This is a genomic window from Pseudomonas paracarnis, from assembly GCF_904063055.1.
In the GTDB taxonomy this organism is placed as follows: Bacteria; Pseudomonadota; Gammaproteobacteria; order Pseudomonadales; family Pseudomonadaceae; genus Aquipseudomonas; species Aquipseudomonas paracarnis.
Window position 1 is genome coordinate 113309 of record NZ_CAJFCN010000001.1, and the last position, 18731, is coordinate 132039.

16 protein-coding genes and 1 other RNA gene are annotated in these 18731 nt (G+C 61.3%); all 17 read left to right on the forward strand.

Annotated elements, in window-relative coordinates:
• Window positions 1-172 precede the first annotated feature (172 nt).
• The 17 genes from rsmI (at window position 173) to ftsZ (ending at window position 18674) form a co-directional block, all read left to right on the forward strand.
• A complete protein-coding gene (gene rsmI, locus JMV15_RS00555) occupies window positions 173-1078 on the forward strand; it encodes a 16S rRNA (cytidine(1402)-2'-O)-methyltransferase (RefSeq protein WP_020301255.1) in 906 nt (301 codons plus the stop codon).
• A 96-nt stretch (window positions 1079-1174) separates the two neighbouring features.
• Window positions 1175-1528: RNase P RNA component class A (gene rnpB / locus JMV15_RS00560), an RNA gene on the forward strand.
• Between the two features lie 355 nt (window positions 1529-1883).
• On the forward strand, window positions 1884-2339 hold the full coding sequence (gene mraZ / locus JMV15_RS00565) for a division/cell wall cluster transcriptional repressor MraZ (protein WP_003171868.1): 456 nt from the start codon (window positions 1884-1886) through the stop codon (window positions 2337-2339).
• Window positions 2336-3283 (forward strand): 16S rRNA (cytosine(1402)-N(4))-methyltransferase RsmH, encoded by a 948-nt coding sequence (rsmH, locus tag JMV15_RS00570; protein WP_003188661.1) that lies wholly within the window; start codon window positions 2336-2338, stop codon window positions 3281-3283. Before mraZ ends, rsmH begins: the two co-directional genes overlap by 4 nt.
• On the forward strand, window positions 3280-3573 hold the full coding sequence (ftsL, locus tag JMV15_RS00575; RefSeq protein WP_201491220.1) for a cell division protein FtsL: 294 nt from the start codon (window positions 3280-3282) through the stop codon (window positions 3571-3573). Before rsmH ends, ftsL begins: the two co-directional genes overlap by 4 nt.
• The gene (locus JMV15_RS00580) at window positions 3573-5315 is read left to right on the forward strand and encodes a peptidoglycan D,D-transpeptidase FtsI family protein (RefSeq protein WP_019816949.1); all 1743 of its coding nucleotides are present in this window, start codon (window positions 3573-3575) and stop codon (window positions 5313-5315) included. The genes ftsL and JMV15_RS00580 overlap by 1 nt, the downstream gene beginning before the upstream one ends.
• Window positions 5315-6778, forward strand: a complete 1464-nt coding sequence (locus tag JMV15_RS00585; RefSeq protein ID WP_019816948.1) for a UDP-N-acetylmuramoyl-L-alanyl-D-glutamate--2,6-diaminopimelate ligase — start codon at window positions 5315-5317, stop codon at window positions 6776-6778. Before JMV15_RS00580 ends, JMV15_RS00585 begins: the two co-directional genes overlap by 1 nt.
• Window positions 6771-8141, forward strand: coding sequence for a UDP-N-acetylmuramoyl-tripeptide--D-alanyl-D-alanine ligase (locus JMV15_RS00590; RefSeq protein ID WP_038448961.1), 1371 nt, complete (start codon window positions 6771-6773; stop codon window positions 8139-8141). The genes JMV15_RS00585 and JMV15_RS00590 overlap by 8 nt, the downstream gene beginning before the upstream one ends.
• A complete protein-coding gene (mraY, locus tag JMV15_RS00595) occupies window positions 8141-9223 on the forward strand; it encodes a phospho-N-acetylmuramoyl-pentapeptide-transferase (protein WP_003188670.1) in 1083 nt (360 codons plus the stop codon). Before JMV15_RS00590 ends, mraY begins: the two co-directional genes overlap by 1 nt.
• A 6-nt stretch (window positions 9224-9229) precedes the next feature.
• Window positions 9230-10576, forward strand: coding sequence for a UDP-N-acetylmuramoyl-L-alanine--D-glutamate ligase (murD, locus tag JMV15_RS00600; RefSeq protein WP_019816946.1), 1347 nt, complete (start codon window positions 9230-9232; stop codon window positions 10574-10576).
• Complete coding sequence (ftsW, locus tag JMV15_RS00605; protein WP_003188673.1) at window positions 10573-11796, forward strand: putative lipid II flippase FtsW; 1224 nt, start codon at window positions 10573-10575, stop codon at window positions 11794-11796. The genes murD and ftsW overlap by 4 nt, the downstream gene beginning before the upstream one ends.
• Window positions 11786-12856, forward strand: coding sequence for an undecaprenyldiphospho-muramoylpentapeptide beta-N-acetylglucosaminyltransferase (gene murG / locus JMV15_RS00610; protein WP_019816945.1), 1071 nt, complete (start codon window positions 11786-11788; stop codon window positions 12854-12856). Before ftsW ends, murG begins: the two co-directional genes overlap by 11 nt.
• Window positions 12849-14297 (forward strand): UDP-N-acetylmuramate--L-alanine ligase, encoded by a 1449-nt coding sequence (gene murC, locus JMV15_RS00615; protein WP_003188677.1) that lies wholly within the window; start codon window positions 12849-12851, stop codon window positions 14295-14297. Before murG ends, murC begins: the two co-directional genes overlap by 8 nt.
• Window positions 14294-15250, forward strand: coding sequence for a D-alanine--D-alanine ligase (locus JMV15_RS00620; RefSeq protein ID WP_014716974.1), 957 nt, complete (start codon window positions 14294-14296; stop codon window positions 15248-15250). The genes murC and JMV15_RS00620 overlap by 4 nt, the downstream gene beginning before the upstream one ends.
• Window positions 15251-15254: 4 nt before the next feature.
• Window positions 15255-16124 carry a cell division protein FtsQ/DivIB gene (locus JMV15_RS00625; protein WP_019816943.1) on the forward strand — a complete coding sequence of 290 codons (870 nt, stop codon included), beginning with the start codon at window positions 15255-15257 and terminating at the stop codon, window positions 16122-16124.
• A 15-nt stretch (window positions 16125-16139) separates the two neighbouring features.
• Window positions 16140-17402: a cell division protein FtsA gene (gene ftsA, locus JMV15_RS00630; RefSeq protein WP_014716976.1), complete on the forward strand. Its 1263-nt coding sequence runs from the start codon at window positions 16140-16142 to the stop codon at window positions 17400-17402.
• A 75-nt stretch (window positions 17403-17477) separates the two neighbouring features.
• Complete coding sequence (gene ftsZ / locus JMV15_RS00635; RefSeq protein WP_014716977.1) at window positions 17478-18674, forward strand: cell division protein FtsZ; 1197 nt, start codon at window positions 17478-17480, stop codon at window positions 18672-18674.
• The last annotated feature ends 57 nt before the right edge of the window (window positions 18675-18731 follow it).

Below are 18731 nucleotides of genomic sequence, written 5' to 3' on the forward strand. Positions count from 1 at the left end.
GTGTTCCTGATACCGATCAAATTAGCGTGGAAGTGTACCCAAGCACTGGCCCAGGCGCGATGTTCATGGCGTTAAACCGTGGATTTAGGTCGTGCAAATGTTGCCAATAGCTGACGGTGGCTGAAACGGCATCGGCCGTGATGGCATATTTTCAAGGCGTCTACGCGCTACAATGTGGCTTTTGCCAACCATCGAGGTGTGCGCTTTGACTGCTCCAGGTCCTTTGAATTCCACTGCTGGCTCGCTTTTTGTGGTGGCGACGCCCATTGGCAACCTGGACGACATCAGTGCCCGGGCGCTGAAGGTGTTGCGCGAGGTGAAATTGATCGCGGCAGAAGACACGCGGCACTCCCAACGGTTGATGCAGCATTTTGGTATCAGCACGCCATTAGCGGCCTGCCACGAACACAACGAACGTGAAGAGGGTAGCCGCTTTATCACGCGTCTTTTGGCGGGTGATGACGTGGCGCTGATTTCCGACGCGGGCACGCCCCTGATTTCCGATCCTGGTTACCATCTGGTCCGCCAGGCGCGCGCCGCTGGTATCAATGTAGTGCCTGTTCCAGGAGCCTGCGCGCTGATTGCTGCATTATCGGCCGCCGGGTTGCCCTCGGACCGCTTTATCTTCGAAGGCTTCCTGCCCGCCAAGGCCGTAGGGCGTCGGGCGCGTCTGCAGGCACTTAAAGAAGAGCCGCGCACCTTAATCTTTTATGAGGCCCCGCATCGCATCCTTGAATGCCTGCAAGACATGGAGCTGGTGTTCGGCGGCGAGCGCCTGGCCTTGTTGGCCCGGGAGTTGACCAAGACCTTCGAAACCCTCAAGGGGTTGCCGCTGGAGGAGCTGCGAGCGTTTGTCGAGGGCGACAGCAATCAACAACGTGGCGAATGCGTGGTGCTGGTAGCAGGCTGGACCGCGCCGGAGAATGAAGACGCGGTGGGCAGCGAGGCCATGCGCGTCCTCGATTTGCTGCTCAAGGAAATGCCGCTCAAGCGCGCCGCCGCTCTGGCGGCGGAAATTACTGGCGTGCGCAAGAATGTGTTGTATCAGGTCGCGCTCGATAAACAGAAGGCCGAATAGTTCCGGGGCCAAAACTGTATTTCGTCTGAACGTGATGGCAATGCTGCACTTTTAATACTTGTCCTCAAGCCGCCGTGCCGTTAACCTTCGCGGCGGAGAGTCGATTGGACAGTCGCTGCCCTCTATGAAAATTAGGGGGGGGAGGAAAGTCCGGGCTCCATAGGGCGAAGTGCCAGGTAATGCCTGGGAGGCGTGAGCCTACGGAAAGTGCCACAGAAAATAACCGCCTAAGCACTTCGGTGCCGGTAAGGGTGAAAAGGTGCGGTAAGAGCGCACCGCACGACTGGCAACAGTTCGTGGCTAGGTAAACCCCACTTGGAGCAAGACCAAATAGGGTCCCAAGGCGTGGCCCGCGCTGGGACCGGGTAGGTTGCTAAAGATGTCCAGTGATGGCCATCGTAGACGAATGACTGTTCAAGACAGAACCCGGCTTACAGATCGACTCTCCACCTTTTTTCCTTGCGTTCGAATCTCGTGCGCAAACCCGGTAGTAACGCAAGAATCCCTCCCTGCCAAATCATTGGCAGATGCATCTTCGTAATACCAAAAAAATCTTACTCTTAATAAATTACTTTAACTTTGCGCTCTAGCTCTTTGAGCTATTTGCTGTTGTTGAGTCAAAAACATCGCAAAACTCTCGTTTCTCCTCCTTTTACCCTCCTAAATCTCCGTTCTGTAAGGCTTTTCCTTGAATACGCGCCTTGACGGTGTGGTAGGCGCATTCCTATAGTGTGCGCAAGTGGCGGAAAGTGGCACAAAGTGGGTTTTTTGAACGTAAAACGCTAAAATTTGGAGAAACGCATCTGTGTTTCGCGGAGCTAACGCTATCAGTCTCGATGCAAAAGGCCGTCTCGCTATGCCGAGCCGGTATCGTGACGAGCTCATTTCGCGAAGTTCGGGGCAGTTAATCATTACGATTGACGCTGTTGATCCCTGTTTGTGTGTTTACCCCCTCGATGAGTGGGAGTTGATTGAAACCAAGTTGCGCGCGCTGCCTTCATTGCGTGAAGAAAACCGCCGACTCCAGCGTTTGCTGATCGGTAATGCCGTCGACCTTGAACTCGATGGCAGTGGTCGTTTCCTGGTGCCGCCGCGACTGCGCGAGTACGCCAAGCTCGACAAGCGCGCAATGCTGGTAGGCCAACTGAACAAGTTCCAATTGTGGGACGAAGATGCCTGGGATGCTGTGTCTGCAGCGGACTTGGCTGCTATTCAACAACCGGGCGCCATGCCTGATGAACTGCGTGATTTGATCCTGTGACTATTGATAGCGGCTTTAACCACATCACCGTACTGCTTGACGAAGCCGTCGAGGCTCTCGCCGTACGTGCCGATGGCTGCTATGTCGATGGCACATTCGGCAGGGGCGGGCATAGCCGGTTGATACTCAGCCAGCTCGGGTCCGACGGCAAACTCCTTGGGTTCGACAAAGACCCTCAAGCGATTGCCACCGGGCAAGCGCTAGCGGCCGAAGACGGCCGCTTTGTCGTTGTGCAGCGCAGCTTTGCCGAGCTGGGGGCCGAAGTTGCCGAGCGCGGCATGGCGGGCAAGGTGGCCGGGGTTCTGCTCGACCTGGGCGTGTCTTCGCCACAGCTCGATGACCCGGAGCGCGGCTTCAGCTTCATGAACGACGGCCCACTCGACATGCGCATGGACCCTACCCGTGGGGTCAGTGCCGCACAATTCATCGCCACCGCGCCGGTGGAAGAAATCGCCCGTGTGTTCAAGGAATACGGTGAGGAGCGCTTCGCCGGTCGAATGGCGCGTGCCGTGGTCGAGCGCCGCGAAATCCAGCCGTTCGAACGCACCGCTGACCTGGCCGAAGTGCTGAAAGTGGCCAACCCTGCCTGGGAAAAGGGCAAGAACCCGGCTACCCGCGCGTTCCAGGGCCTGCGTATCCACGTCAACAACGAATTGGGCGATCTGGAGGCCGGCCTCGAAGCCGCTCTGGATGCTTTGGAAGTGGGCGGTCGCCTGGTGGTGATCAGCTTCCACTCCCTGGAAGACCGCATCGTCAAACTGTTCATGCGTCGCCTGGTCAAGGGCGAATCCGATAACCTGCCGCGCAACCTGCCGGTGCGTTTCGAAGCCTTTGTGCCGAAAATCAAAATCCATGGCAAAGCGCAGTTCGCTTCCGAAGCCGAACTCAAGGCCAACCCACGTTCCCGTAGCGCCGTCATGCGTGTTGCGGAGAAATTGCGGTGAGCAAGCTTTTCGCCAAGCCCCTCCCGGGCGGCAGCTTCTTTATGTTGCTGCTGTTTGTCGGCGTGCTGGTATCCGCGATTGCGGTGTCCTACAGCGCCCACTGGAACCGCCAGTTGCTCAATACCCTGTACGGGGAATTGAGCGTGCGTGACAAAGCCCAGGCAGAGTGGGGCCGGCTGATCCTTGAGCAAAGCACCTGGACGGCTCACAGCCGTATCGAAGTGCTGGCCACTGAGCAATTGAGGATGCACATCCCTGGCGCGGCTGAAGTTCGCATGGTGGCGCCATGATGAAACTCGAAGGGGCACTCTACCCGTGGCGCTTTCGCCTGATGCTCGGCTTGCTGGCATTGATGGTGGGGGCGATTGTCTGGCGCATCTTCGACCTGCAGGTCGTCGACCGCGACTTCCTGATCGGCCAGGGTGACGCCCGCAGCCTGCGGCATATTCCGATTCCTGCGCACCGTGGCCTGATCACCGACCGTAACGGCGAGCCTCTGGCCGTCAGTACCCCGGTGACCACCCTGTGGGCCAACGCCAAGGAACTGCAAGTTGCCAAGGACAAGTGGCCTGAACTGGCCGCTGCCCTGGGGCAAGACCGCAAGGCCCTGACCGAGCGCCTGGAAGCCCAGGCCAACAAAGAATTCATCTACTTGGTGCGCGGGCTTACCCCTGAGCAAGGCCAGCAAGTGCTCGACCTTAAAATCCCCGGTGTCTACGGCATCGAGGAGTTTCGTCGTTTCTACCCGGCCGGTGAAACCACCGCGCATATGGTCGGCTTTACCGATATCGATGACCATGGTCGCGAAGGTGTCGAACTGGCCTACGACGAATGGCTGGCCGGCGTTCCCGGCAAGCGGCAGGTCATCAAGGATCGGCGCGGCAGACTGATCAAGGATGTCCAGGTCACCAAAAACGCCAAGGCCGGCAAGCCTCTGGCGTTGTCGATCGATTTGCGCCTGCAATACCTGGCCAACCGCGAACTGCGTAACGCGATCATCGAGAACGGCGCCAAGGCCGGCAGCCTGGTGATCATGGATGTGAAGACTGGCGAGATCCTCGCCATGGTCAACCAGCCGACCTACAACCCGAACAACCGTCGCAACCTGCAGCCGGCGATGATGCGTAACCGCGCGATGATCGACGTGTTCGAGCCGGGCTCGACCATGAAAGCGATCTCCATGAGCGCTGCCCTGGAAACCGGCCGCTGGAAACCCAGCGACAAGGTCGAGGTTTACCCAGGCACCTTGCAGTTGGGCAAGTACACCATTCGTGACGTGTCCCGCACCGAGGGGCCAGTGCTGGACCTGACCGGTATCCTGATCAACTCCAGTAACGTCGGCATGAGTAAGGTGGCCTTCGATATCGGCGGCGAGACTATTTATCACTTGGCGCAAAAGATCGGCCTGGGCCAACCCACCGGCCTCGACTTCCCGGGCGAGCGGGTCGGTAACCTGCCGAACTACCGCGAGTGGAGAAAAGCCGAGACTGCCACGCTGTCCTACGGCTACGGCCTGTCGGTGACCGCCATCCAGTTGGCCCACGCGTTCTCTGTATTGGCCAATAACGGCCGTATGGTTCCGCTGAGCCTGATCCACGTCGACGAAGCGCCAAAAGCCACCCAAGTGATCCCGGAAAACGTCGCCAAGACCATGCAAGGCATGCTGCAACAAGTGATCGAGGCACCGCGCGGCGTATTCCGCGCCCAGGTGCCGGCGTACCACGTTGCTGGCAAGTCCGGTACGGCGCGTAAGACCTCGGTGGGCACCAAGGGCTATGCCGAAAACTCCTACCGTTCGCTGTTCGCGGGCTTCGGCCCGATGAGCGACCCGCGCTACGCCATCGTCGTGGTCATCGACGAGCCTAGTAAAGCCGGCTACTTCGGTGGCCTGGTTTCGGCGCCGGTGTTCAGCAAAGTGATGTCCGGCACCCTGCGCTTGATGAATATCACGCCGGACAACCTGCCGCCGACGCAACAAGCCAACGCTGGTCCACCGGCTGCCGCTGTCAAAGCCAATGGAGGGCGCGGCTGATGTCTCTTAGCCTGAACAAGATTTTTGCCCATGCCGGCCACGATCTGCTGATTCGTGAGCTGACCCTGGACAGTCGTAATGTACGCGCCGGCGACCTGTTCCTGGCGGTACCTGGCGGCAAGCTCGATGGCCGTGCGCATATCGCCGATGCCCTGCAACGCGGTGCGGCTGCGGTCGCCTATGAAGTGGAAGGCGCCACCGTGCTGCCGATCACCGATGTGCCGTTGATTCCGGTCAGGGGCCTGGCTGCGCAGCTTTCTGACATCGCCGGGCGTTTCTATGGTGACCCGAGCCGCCAACTCAACCTGGTGGGCGTGACGGGCACCAACGGCAAGACCAGCGTGACCCAATTGGTCGCCCAGGCTTTGGACCTGCTGGGTCAGCACTGCGGCATCGTCGGCACCCTGGGTACCGGTTTCTATGGCGCGCTGCAAAGCGGCCTGCACACCACGCCAAACCCGATTGCCGTGCAAGCGACCCTGGCCGACCTGAAAAAGGCCGGCGCCAAGGCGGTTGCCATGGAAGTGTCTTCCCATGGCCTGGACCAAGGGCGTGTCACTGCTCTGGCCTTTGACGTGGCGGTGATGACCAACCTGTCCCGCGATCACCTCGACTACCACGGCACTATGGAGGCGTATGCTGCCGCCAAGGCCAAGCTGTTTGCCTGGAATGACCTGAAGTGCCGGGTGGTCAACCTCGACGACGCGTTTGGCCGCCAACTGGCGGGCGAAGACAGCGATGCGCGCCTGATCAGCTATAGCCTGCAAGATGCCAGTGCCTACCTGTATTGCCGCGAAGCCCAATTCAATGATGAAGGCGTGCGCGCCACATTGGTGACGCCGCAGGGCGAGCACCACTTGCGCAGCACCTTGCTCGGGCGGTTCAACCTGAGCAACGTGCTCGCCGCTATCGGTGCATTACTGGGCCTGGACTACGCCCTGGATGAAATCCTGCGGGTACTGCCGAAGCTGGAAGGCCCGGCCGGTCGCATGCAGCGCCTGGGTGGCGGCACGCAACCGCTGGTGGTGGTCGATTACGCCCACACACCGGATGCCCTGGAAAAAGTCCTCGAAGCCCTGCGCCCACATGCCAAAGGCAAACTGCTGTGCCTGTTCGGTTGCGGCGGTGATCGCGATCGCGGCAAGCGCCCATTGATGGCCGAGATCGTCGAGCGTTTGGCCGACGGCGTACTTGTCACCGACGACAACCCGCGCAGCGAAGACCCGAGCCAGATTTTCGACGACATCCGTGTCGGTTTCAAAGACGCCTCCAAGGTTACGTTTGTGGCTGGACGCGGCGCCGCCATTGCCCAGCTGATCGCCAGTGCCGGCGCGGACGACGTCGTGGTGCTCGCGGGTAAAGGCCACGAGGACTATCAGGAAATCAACGGTGAGCGCCATGCCTTCTCCGATCTGGTCGAGGCGGATCACGCCTTGACCGCCTGGGAGGTCGCCCATGCTTAAAGCGATGACGTTCAGCGAACTGGCCCAGGCCCTGTCGGCCCGTGTGCTGTCGAGCGACTGCACATTCACCGGCGTCAGTATCGACAGTCGTAACATCCAGCCGGGGCAGCTGTTTGTCGCCCTGGCCGGCCCGCGTTTCGATGGTCACGACTACCTCAACGACGTTGCCGCCAAAGGTGCCGTCGGTGCCCTGGTACAGCGTGAAGTGGCCGATTCTGCCCTGCCGCAATTGCTGGTAGCCGACACCCGCCTGGCCCTGGGCCAACTGGGTGCGCTTAACCGTGCTGCTTTTGATAAGCCGGTGGCGGCCATTACCGGTTCCAGCGGCAAGACCACGGTCAAGGAACTGCTTGCTGGCGTCTTGCGTACGCGCGGGCCGGTACTCGCGACCCGTGGCAACCTGAACAATGATTTCGGCGCACCGCTGACCCTGCTCGAACTGGCCCCGGAACACACGGCGGCAGTGATTGAACTGGGGGCTTCGCGCATCGGCGAAATCGCCTATACCGTGGCGCTGACCCAGCCTCACGTGGCGATCATCAACAACGCCGGTACCGCCCATGTCGGTGAGTTCGGCGGCCCGGAAAAAATCGTCGAAGCCAAGGGCGAAATCCTTGAGGGCCTCGACGCCTCGGGCACTGCGGTACTGAACCTGGATGACAAGGCGTTCGAGACCTGGCGTGTACGCGCCGCCGGTCGCAAGGTCCTGACGTTTGCAGTGCTGAATGCCGCAGCCGATTTTCACGCTTCCAACATCAATGTCGATGCCCGTGGCTGCCCGTCCTTCACCTTGCACACTCCGCAAGGTGATGAGCACGTGCAGTTGAACCTGCTGGGCAACCATAACGTCGCCAACGCCTTGGCCGCCGCCGCTGCCGCCCATGCCCTGGGTGTGTCGCTGTTCGGCATTGCCACGGGCCTGGGCGCGGTGCAGCCGGTCAAGGGCCGCACTGTGGCGCAACTGGCTGGCAACGGCATGCGCGTGATTGATGACACTTACAACGCCAACCCGTCCTCCATCAATGCCGCTGTGGACCTGCTTACAGGCTTTGATGGGCGCAAGGTGCTGGTGCTGGGCGATATCGGCGAACTGGGCGATTGGGCTGAACAAGGCCACCGTGAAGTCGGCGCCTATGCCGCCGGCAAAGTGGACGCGCTCTATGCCGTTGGCACGAACATGGCTCATGCGGTCAACGCTTTCGGCCCCGGCGCGCAGCATTTCGCCAGCCAGGCCGAGCTGATCCAGGCGTTGACGGCGGCTGAACATGACAAACACACAACCATTTTGATCAAGGGATCGCGCAGCGCGGTGATGGAAAACGTCGTCGCAGCCTTGTGTGGCTCAAGTACGGAGAAACATTAATGCTGCTGCTGCTGGCTGAGTATCTGCAACAGTTCCACAAAGGCTTCGCGGTCTTCCAGTACCTGACCCTGCGCGGGATTCTGGGTGTGCTGACCGCGCTGTCTTTGTCGCTGTTTTTAGGGCCGTGGATGATCCGCACCCTGCAGAACCTGCAAATTGGTCAATCGGTTCGTAACGACGGCCCGCAGTCGCACCTGTCCAAGTCTGGCACTCCGACCATGGGCGGCGCGCTGATCCTGTCGTCCATTGGCGTCAGCACCTTGCTGTGGGCCGACCTGCATAACCGCTACGTGTGGGTGGTGCTGCTGGTGACCCTGCTGTTCGGCGCCATCGGCTGGGTGGATGACTACCGCAAAGTGATCGAGAAAAACTCCAAGGGGCTGCCAAGCCGCTGGAAGTATTTCTGGCAGTCGGTGTTCGGCCTGGCCGCCGCGATCTTCCTGTACACCACCGCGCCAAGTGCCGTGGAAACCACCTTGATCATCCCGATGCTCAAGGATGTGAGCATCCCACTGGGTGTCGGTTTTGTGGTGCTGACCTACTTCGTGATCGTCGGCTCCAGCAACGCGGTGAACCTGACCGATGGCCTCGACGGCCTGGCGATCATGCCGACGGTGATGGTGGGCGGCGCGCTCGGCATCTTCTGCTACCTCTCCGGTAACGTGAAATTCGCTGAATACCTGCTGATCCCTTATGTACCGGGCGCCGGTGAGCTGATCGTGTTCTGCGGTGCGCTGATCGGTGCCGGCCTGGGGTTCCTGTGGTTCAACACCTACCCAGCACAAGTCTTCATGGGCGACGTCGGCGCACTGGCGCTGGGCGCGGCCTTGGGCACCATCGCGGTGATCGTTCGCCAGGAAATCGTGCTGTTCATCATGGGCGGCGTGTTCGTGATGGAAACCCTGTCGGTGGTCATCCAGGTGGCGTCCTTCAAGTTGACCGGGCGCCGCGTGTTTCGCATGGCGCCGATTCACCACCACTTTGAACTCAAGGGCTGGCCTGAGCCACGCGTGATTGTCCGCTTCTGGATCATCACCGTGATTCTGGTACTGGTCGGCCTTGCCACCCTGAAACTGAGGTAGAAACGAGTGTCCCTGATCGCTTCAGACCACTTCCGCATCGTTGTCGGCCTCGGCAAGAGCGGCATGTCCCTGGTTCGCTTCCTGGCGAACCGGGGCACGTCGTTTGCCGTGGCCGATACGCGGGAAAATCCACCGGAGCTGGTCACGCTGCGCCGTGACTACCCGCACGTGGAAGTGCGCTGTGGCGAGCTGGATGTCGAGTTTCTGTGCCGTGCCGACGAGCTCTACGTGAGCCCGGGCCTGGCCCTGGCGACACCGGCCCTGCAAGCGGCTGCGGCCCGTGGTGTGAAGCTGTCTGGCGATATCGACCTGTTCGCACGCAACGCGAAGGCGCCGATCGTGGCCATCAGCGGTTCCAACGCCAAAAGCACCGTCACCACTCTGGTCGGCGAGATGGCGGCTGCGGCGGGAAAGCGTGTGGCCGTCGGCGGCAATCTTGGCGTGCCGGCACTGGATTTGCTCAGCGACGACGTCGAGTTGTACGTGATGGAGTTGTCGAGCTTCCAGCTGGAAACCACCCACGACCTGGGCGCTGAAGTGGCGACGGTATTGAACGTCAGCGAAGACCATATGGACCGCTACAGCGGCCTGCCGGCTTATCACTTGGCCAAGCACCGGATCTTCCGTGGCGCCAAGCAATTTGTCGTCAACCGCCAGGATGCCCTGAGCCGTCCGCTGATAGGCGAGGGCATGCCCTGCTGGACCTTCGGCCTGGGCAAACCGGACTTCAAAGGCTTCGGCATTCGTGAAGAGAACGGCGAGAAGTACCTGGCGTTCGAATTCCAGAACCTGATGCCGGTACGCGAACTGAAAATCCGTGGCGCACACAACCAGTCCAATGCCCTGGCGGCCTTGGCGCTCGGTCACGCGGTTGGCCTGCCGTTCGACGCCATGCTCGCGAGCCTGCGCACCTTTGCCGGGCTTGAGCATCGCTGCCAATGGGTGCGCGACCTCAATGACGTCAGCTATTACAACGACTCCAAAGCCACCAATGTCGGTGCAGCCCTGGCGGCCATCGAAGGCCTGGGGGCCGATATCGACGGCAAGCTGGTGCTGATCGCCGGTGGTGATGGCAAGGGTGCCGACTTCAAGGACCTCAAAGCTCCAGTGGCCGCCCATTGCCGCGCCGTGGTGCTGATGGGCCGCGATTCGGACCTGATCGCCGCCGCCCTCGGTGACGCTGTACCGCAAGTACGCGCAGCTTCCCTGGACGACGCCATTGCCCAGTGCAAAGCCCTGGCCCAGCCTGGCGATGCGGTGTTGCTGTCGCCCGCGTGCGCCAGCTTCGACATGTTCAAGAACTATGAAGAGCGCGGCCAACTGTTCGCCCGCGCCGTGGAGGCTTTGGCATGAGCCTCAACCTGAGAAACATCATCAAGCCATACCCGTCGCCGATCATTACCGGGCGCGGCATCGACCTCGATTTCCCGATGCTCGCCGGTTGCCTGGCGCTGCTCGGCCTGGGCCTGGTGATGATCACTTCGGCGTCCTCCGAAGTGGCCGCCGTGCAGTCGGGCAACACGCTGTACATGATGATCCGCCACCTGGTGTACCTGGTGATCGGCCTGGGCGCCTGCATCGTCACCATGATGATTCCGATTGCTACCTGGCAGCGTCTGGGTTGGCTGATGCTGATCGGTGCGTTCGGCTTGCTGGTCATGGTGATCGTGCCCGGCATCGGCCGCGAGGTGAACGGTTCGATGCGCTGGATCGGCTTCGGCGCGTTCAACGTGCAGCCGTCGGAAATTGCCAAAGTGTTCGTGGTGATCTACCTCGCCGGTTACCTGGTGCGCCGTCAGAAAGAAGTACGCGAAAGCTGGATGGGCTTCTTCAAGCCGTTCATCGTGCTGCTGCCCATGGCTGGCCTGCTGCTGATGGAGCCCGACTTCGGGGCCACGGTGGTGATGATGGGCGCCGCCGCCGCGATGCTGTTCCTGGGTGGTGTCGGGCTGTTCCGCTTCACCTTGATGGTGGTGCTGGCCGTCGCGGCGGTGACCATCCTGGTGCAGGCGCAACCCTACCGGATGGCGCGTTTGATCACCTTTACCGACCCCTGGTCCGACCAGTTCGGCTCCGGCTACCAGTTGACCCAGGCGCTGATTGCCTTCGGTCGCGGCGAGTGGCTGGGTGTGGGCCTGGGCAACAGTGTGCAGAAGCAGTTCTACCTGCCGGAAGCCCACACCGACTTCGTGTTCTCGGTATTGGCCGAAGAGTTGGGTGTGGTGGGTTCGCTGTGCACCGTGGCATTGTTTGTATTCGTCTGCGTGCGCGCCATGTACATCGGCTTGTGGGCCGAGAAGGCCAAGCAGTTCTTCGCCGCCTACGTGGCCTATGGGTTGGCTTTCCTGTGGATCGGCCAGTTCCTGATCAACATCGGCGTGAACGTCGGCCTGCTGCCGACCAAGGGCCTGACCTTGCCGTTCCTCAGTTACGGCGGCAGTTCGTTGGTGATTTGCTGCGCCTGTCTCGGTTTGTTGCTGCGTATCGAGTGGGAGAGTCGCACCCACCTGGGCAGCGAAGAGATGGAGTTCAGCGAAAGCGACTTCGCCGAGGAGCCGACCCATGGGCGCTAACGTGCTGATCATGGCGGGCGGCACCGGGGGCCATGTGTTCCCGGCCCTGGCTTGCGCCCGTGAATTCCAGAACCGTGGCTACACCGTGCACTGGCTGGGTACGCCCCGTGGCATCGAAAACGAATTGGTGCCCAATGCCGGCTTGCCGCTGCATTTGATCAACGTCACCGGCCTGCGTGGCAAGAGCAAGTTGTCATTGCTCAAGGCACCGTTCGTGTTGCTCAAGGCGGTCATGCAGGCGCGCAGGATCATTCGCGAGTTGAAGCCGGTGTGTGTGCTCGGCTTTGGCGGTTATGTGACCGGCCCTGGTGGTGTTGCGGCGAAACTCGCGGGTGTGCCGGTGATCGTTCACGAACAGAACGCCGTCGCCGGTACTGCCAACCGTCTGCTAGTGCCGTTGGCTGCGCGGGTATGTGAAGCCTTCCCGAAAACCTTCGCCGCCTCCGACAAGCTTCGCACCACCGGTAACCCGGTGCGTACCGAACTGTTCATGGCCATTGCGCGTGACGCGCTGGCGGGGCGCAAGGCTCACCTGCTGATCCTGGGCGGAAGCCTGGGCGCCGAACCGCTGAATAAATTGCTGCCTGAAGCCGTTGCGCAACTTCCTGAGGATGTGCGCCCGGAGATCTTCCACCAGGCCGGCAAGAACCACGATGAAGTCACCGCCGCGCGTTATCGCGAGGCCGGTGTAGAGGCCAATGTACAGCCCTTCATCAAAGACATGGCCCAAGCCTATGGCTGGGCCGACCTGGTGGTCTGCCGCGCTGGTGCGCTGACCGTCAGTGAACTGGCGGCCGCCGGTCTGCCGTCCTTGCTGGTGCCTTTGCCCCATGCCATCGACGATCACCAGACCCGCAACGCCGAATATTTGGCCGGGGAGGGCGCTGCCTTCCTGCTGCCGCAAAGAACGACTGGCGCCGCCGATTTGGCCGCACGCCTGACCGAGGTTTTGATGCAACCGGAACGACTCAACAGCATGGCGAGCACCGCAAGCCGCCTGGCCAAACCTGACGCAACCCGCACCGTGGTCGATATCTGCCTGGAGGTGGCCCATGGTTGAGAATCAGAAAGCCATGCCGCAACCCGAGATGCGCCGCATCCGTCGTATTCACTTCGTCGGTATCGGTGGCGTGGGCATGTGCGGGATTGCCGAAGTGTTGCTGAACCTGGGCTACCAGGTGTCCGGCTCGGACTTGAAAGAGTCGCCGGTCACCGAGCGCCTGAAGTCCTTTGGCGCACAGATCTTCATCGGCCACCGTGCCGAGAACGCCGCCGAGGCTGACGTGCTGGTGGTGTCCAGCGCCGTGAACACCTCCAACCCGGAAGTGGCCACCGCCCTTGAGCGCCGTATCCCTGTGGTGCCGCGTGCCGAGATGCTCGCCGAGCTGATGCGCTATCGCCACGGCATCGCCGTTGCCGGTACCCATGGCAAGACCACCACCACCAGCCTGATCGCCTCGGTGTTCGCCGCCGGTGGCCTGGACCCGACCTTCGTCATCGGTGGCCGCCTGAATGCAGCTGGCACCAATGCCCAGCTCGGCACCAGCCGCTACCTGATCGCCGAAGCCGATGAAAGTGATGCGAGCTTCCTGCACCTGCAACCGCTGGTCGCCGTCGTCACCAACATCGACGAAGACCACATGGCGACCTACGACGGTGACTTCAACAAATTGAAGAAAACCTTCGTCGACTTCCTGCACAACTTGCCGTTCTACGGTCTGGCCGTGGTGTGCCTGGACGACCCGGTAGTGCGTGAAATCCTGCCCCAGGTCAAACGCCCTACCGTGACCTACGGCTTCAGCGAAGACGCCGACGTGCGCGCAATCAATGTGCGCCAGGAAGGCATGCAAACCTTCTTCACCGTGCTGCGCCCCGATCGCGAGCCGCTGGACGTGTCGGTGAACATGCCGGGCAACCACAACGTGCTGAACTCTTTGGCGACCATCTGCATTGCCACCGATGAAGGCGTCAGCGATGAAGCCATCGTCGAGGGCCTGTCGCGCTTTGCCGGTGTGGGCCGTCGCTTCCAGGTCTACGGCCAACTGCCGGTTGAAGGTGGTGACGTGATGCTGGTGGACGACTACGGGCACCACCCGACCGAAGTTGCGGCCGTTATCAAGGCCGTGCGCGGTGGTTGGCCGGAGCGCCGGCTGGTTATGGTGTACCAGCCGCACCGCTACAGCCGCACCCGCGACCTGTACGACGATTTCGTCAATGTACTGGCCGATGCCAACGTGCTGCTGCTGATGGAAGTCTACCCGGCCGGTGAAGAACCGATCCCGGGCGCTGACAGCCGCAAGTTGTGCAACAGCATCCGCCAGCGCGGCCAGTTGGACCCGATCTACATCGAGCGTGGCGTGGACCTGGCGCCTATCGTCAAGCCGCTGCTGCGCGCCGGCGACATCCTGCTGTGCCAGGGCGCCGGTGATATCGGTGGCCTTGCGCCCAAGTTGCTGGCGAGCCCGCTGTTTGCAGCCGCCGCCAAGGGGAAGTCGAAATGACCACTGATTACGGCTCCCTGTTTTCCACCCTTGCGCCTGCCGACTTCGGTCGCGTGGCCGTGTTGTTCGGCGGCAAGAGCGCCGAGCGCGAAGTGTCGCTCAAGTCCGGCAATGCGGTGCTTGAGGCGCTGCAAAGTGCTGGCGTGAATGCCTTCGGTATCGATGTGGGCGATGACTTCCTTGCCCGTCTGCAGGCTGAAAAAATCGACCGCGCCTTTCTCATTCTTCACGGCCGCGGCGGTGAGGACGGCAGCATGCAGGGCCTGCTCGAATGCGCCGGCATCCCTTACACCGGCAGCGGCATCCTCGCATCGGCCTTGGCGATGGACAAGTTGCGCACCAAGCAGGTGTGGCACAGCCTGGGTATTCCGACCCCACGTCACGCCGTACTGTGCAGTGAAGACGATTGTATTTCTGCGGCCAAGGAACTGGGCCTGCCTTTGATCGTCAAACCAGCCCATGAAGGCTCCAGTATCGGCATGGCCAAAGTGAACTCGGCCGCCGAATTGATCGACGCATGGAAAGCGGCAAGTACCTACGATTCGCAAGTGTTGGTGGAACAGTGGATTTCCGGTCCCGAGTACACCATCGCCACCCTGCGTGGCCAGGTATTGCCGCCCATCGCTTTGGGCACGCCCCACACCTTTTATGACTACGACGCCAAGTACCTGGCTTCCGATACTCAGTACCGGATCCCATGCGGCCTCGAAGCAACCAAGGAACAAGAATTGATGGACCTCACGGCGAAAGCCTGTGAGGCGCTGGGTATCGCCGGTTGGGCGCGGGCAGACGTGATGCAGGATGACCAAGGGAATTTCTGGTTCCTTGAAGTCAACACCGCACCGGGCATGACCGACCACAGCCTGGTTCCCATGGCAGCCCGTGCCGCCGGTCTGGATTTCCAGCAGTTAGTGCTGGCGATCCTGGCCGACAGCATTGAGCCAAGAGGCTAAACACATGAACGGCGCATCGCTTCGTCATCAGCCCCCACAAGCACCGAGCCGCAAGCCGGTGCCACGGGGTGCAAGCCGAATGGTGGCTAAAGAGCCGATGTCGGCGCGCCTGCCAAAAGCCAACTTTGGTTTTATCAAGGCGCTGTTCTGGCCGGTGCTGCTGGTGGTGCTGGGCTTTGGCACGTACGAAGGCGCGCAGCGTCTGTTGCCGTATGCCGACCGGCCGATCACCAAGATCAGCGTGCAGGGCGACTTGAGCTACATCAGCCAGCAAGCGGTACAGCAGCGCATCGGCCCATACCTGGCGGCGAGTTTCTTTACCATCGACCTGGCTGGCATGCGCTCGGAGCTGGAACAGATGCCGTGGATCGCCCACGCCGAAGTTCGCCGTGTATGGCCGGACCAGGTCACGATCCGCCTGGAAGAACAACTGCCCGTGGCCCGTTGGGGCGATGAAGCGCTGTTGAACAACCAGGGCCAGGCGTTCACTCCGCGTGAGCTGGCCAACTATGAACACCTGCCGCAGCTGTTCGGGCCGCAGCGGGCGCAGCAGCAAGTGATGCAGCAGTACCAGGCCTTGAGCCAGATGCTGCGGCCACTGGGCTTCTCCATTGCACGCCTGGAATTGCGTGAGCGGGGCAGCTGGTTTTTGACGACCGGGGCAGGCAGTTCCGGCCCGGGCATCGAGTTGTTGCTGGGACGCGACCGCTTGGTGGAAAAGATGCGCCGCTTTATTGCCATCTATGAAAAAACCTTGAAAGAACAGATTACGAACATTGCGAGCGTCGACCTGCGTTACGCCAACGGCCTGGCCGTCGGCTGGCGTACACCGGCTGCGCCCACGGCAGCACAACCCGCTGTCGCGAAGAATTAAGAAGAGGCAGGACCCATGGCAAACGTGCAAAGCGGCAAAATGATCGTCGGTCTCGATATCGGCACCTCCAAGGTGGTGGCGCTGGTGGGCGAGGTCGGGGAAGACGGCGCGATCGAAATCGTCGGTATTGGCACGCATCCGTCCCGGGGCCTGAAGAAGGGCGTGGTGGTGAACATCGAGTCCACCGTGCAGTCGATCCAGCGCGCTATCGAAGAAGCGCAGCTGATGGCCGGTTGCCGGATTCACTCGGCGTTCGTCGGCGTGGCGGGCAACCACATCCGTAGCCTGAACTCCCACGGCATCGTGGCGATCCGCGACCGTGAAGTCAGCTCGGCCGACCTTGAGCGCGTCCTCGACGCCGCCCAGGCCGTGGCGATCCCGGCGGACCAGCGCGTGCTGCACACCCTGCCGCAGGACTACGTGATCGACAACCAGGAAGGCGTGCGCGAGCCCCTGGGCATGTCGGGCGTTCGCCTGGAAGCCAAGGTTCACGTGGTGACCTGCGCCGTCAACGCCGCACAGAACATTGAAAAATGCGTGCGCCGCTGCGGCCTGGAAATCGACGACATCATTCTCGAGCAGTTGGCCTCGGCCTACTCGGTACTGACCGACGACGAAAAAGAGCTGGGCGTGTGCCTGGTGGACATCGGCGGCGGCACCACCGACATCGCGATCTTCACCGAGGGTGCGATTCGTCACACCGCCGTGATCCCGATTGCCGGCGACCAGGTCACCAACGACATCGCCATGGCGTTGCGCACACCGACCCAGTACGCCGAAGAAATCAAGATCCGCTACGCCTGCGCCCTGGCCAAGCTGGCCGGTGCCGGTGAGACCATCAAGGTGCCAAGCGTGGGTGATCGTCCACCCCGCGAGCTGTCGCGCCAGGCCCTGGCCGAAGTGGTCGAGCCACGCTACGACGAGCTGTTCACCCTGATTCAGGCTGAACTGCGCCGCAGCGGCTACGAAGATTTGATCCCGGCCGGCATCGTGCTGACCGGTGGTACCTCGAAGATGGAAGGCGCGGTCGAGTTGGCCGAAGAGATCTTCCACATGCCGGTGCGCCTGGGCGTGCCCCATGGCGTGAAGGGCCTGGGCGACGTGGTGCGCAACCCGATTTATTCCACCGGTGTGGGCTTGCTGTTGTACGGGCTGCAAAAGCAGACCGACGGCATTTCCCTGTCGGGCCCGAGCATCCGTGACAGCTACCGCAGCGATGACGATGAGAAAGCGCCGCTGCTGGACCGGATCAAAAGCTGGGTACAAGGCAATTTCTAAAGATTTACCGCGACACCGCAACACCCGCAACAAGCAGTAGGCGAAAAAACTAGAGAAAATGAAAGGAGAGGGAACATGTTCGAACTCGTAGACAACATCCCCGCTAGCCCGGTTATCAAAGTAATCGGTGTCGGCGGTGGCGGCGGCAACGCTGTCAACCACATGGTCAAGAGCAACATTGAAGGCGTTGAGTTCATCTGCGCCAACACTGATGCCCAGGCGCTCAAAAGCATCGGCGCGCGGACCATCCTGCAATTGGGCACCGCGGTGACCAAAGGCCTCGGCGCTGGCGCCAATCCGGAAGTCGGCCGTCAAGCCGCCCTGGAAGACCGCGAGCGTATTGCCGAAGTGCTGCAAGGCACCAACATGGTGTTCATCACCACCGGCATGGGCGGCGGTACCGGTACCGGTGCTGCACCGATCATTGCCGAAGTGGCCAAGGAAATGGGGATTCTGACCGTTGCTGTCGTGACGCGTCCGTTCCCGTTCGAAGGCCGCAAGCGCATGCAGATCGCCGACGAAGGTATCCGTCTGCTGTCTGAAAGCGTCGACTCGTTGATCACCATCCCCAACGAGAAACTGCTGACCATCCTGGGCAAGGACGCAAGCCTGCTGTCTGCGTTCGCCAAGGCTGACGATGTACTGGCCGGTGCCGTTCGCGGTATCTCCGACATCATCAAGCGTCCGGGCATGATCAACGTCGACTTTGCCGACGTTCGTACGGTCATGAGCGAAATGGGCATGGCGATGATGGGCACTGGCTGCGCCAGCGGTCCGAACCGTGCACGCGAGGCCACCGAAGCGGCCATCCGCAACCCGTTGCTCGAAGACGTGAACCTGCAAGGCGCACGCGGCATCCTGGTGAACATCACCGCCGGTCCCGACCTGTCCCTGGGTGAGTACTCCGACGTGGGTAGCATCATCGAAGCCTTCGCGTCCGAGCACGCCATGGTCAAGGTGGGTACCGTTATCGATCCGGACATGCGCGACGAACTGCATGTAACCGTGGTTGCGACCGGCCTGGGTGCGAAAATCGAGAAGCCTGTAAAGGTCATCGACAACACCCTGCACACTAGCCAGGCCAGCCAGGCAACTGCTGCCCCAGCCCCTGCTCGCCAGGAACTGCCGTCGGTGAACTACCGTGACCTGGACCGTCCGACCGTGATGCGCAACCAGGCTCAGGCCGGTGCTGCGGCGTCCCGTAGCCCGAATCCGCAAGATGACCTGGACTACCTGGACATCCCGGCATTCCTGCGTCGTCAGGCCGATTAATGGAATGTATCAGGGCTATGAAGGTGATTGGTGTTCAGCAAAGGTCTGGTCTGTTAT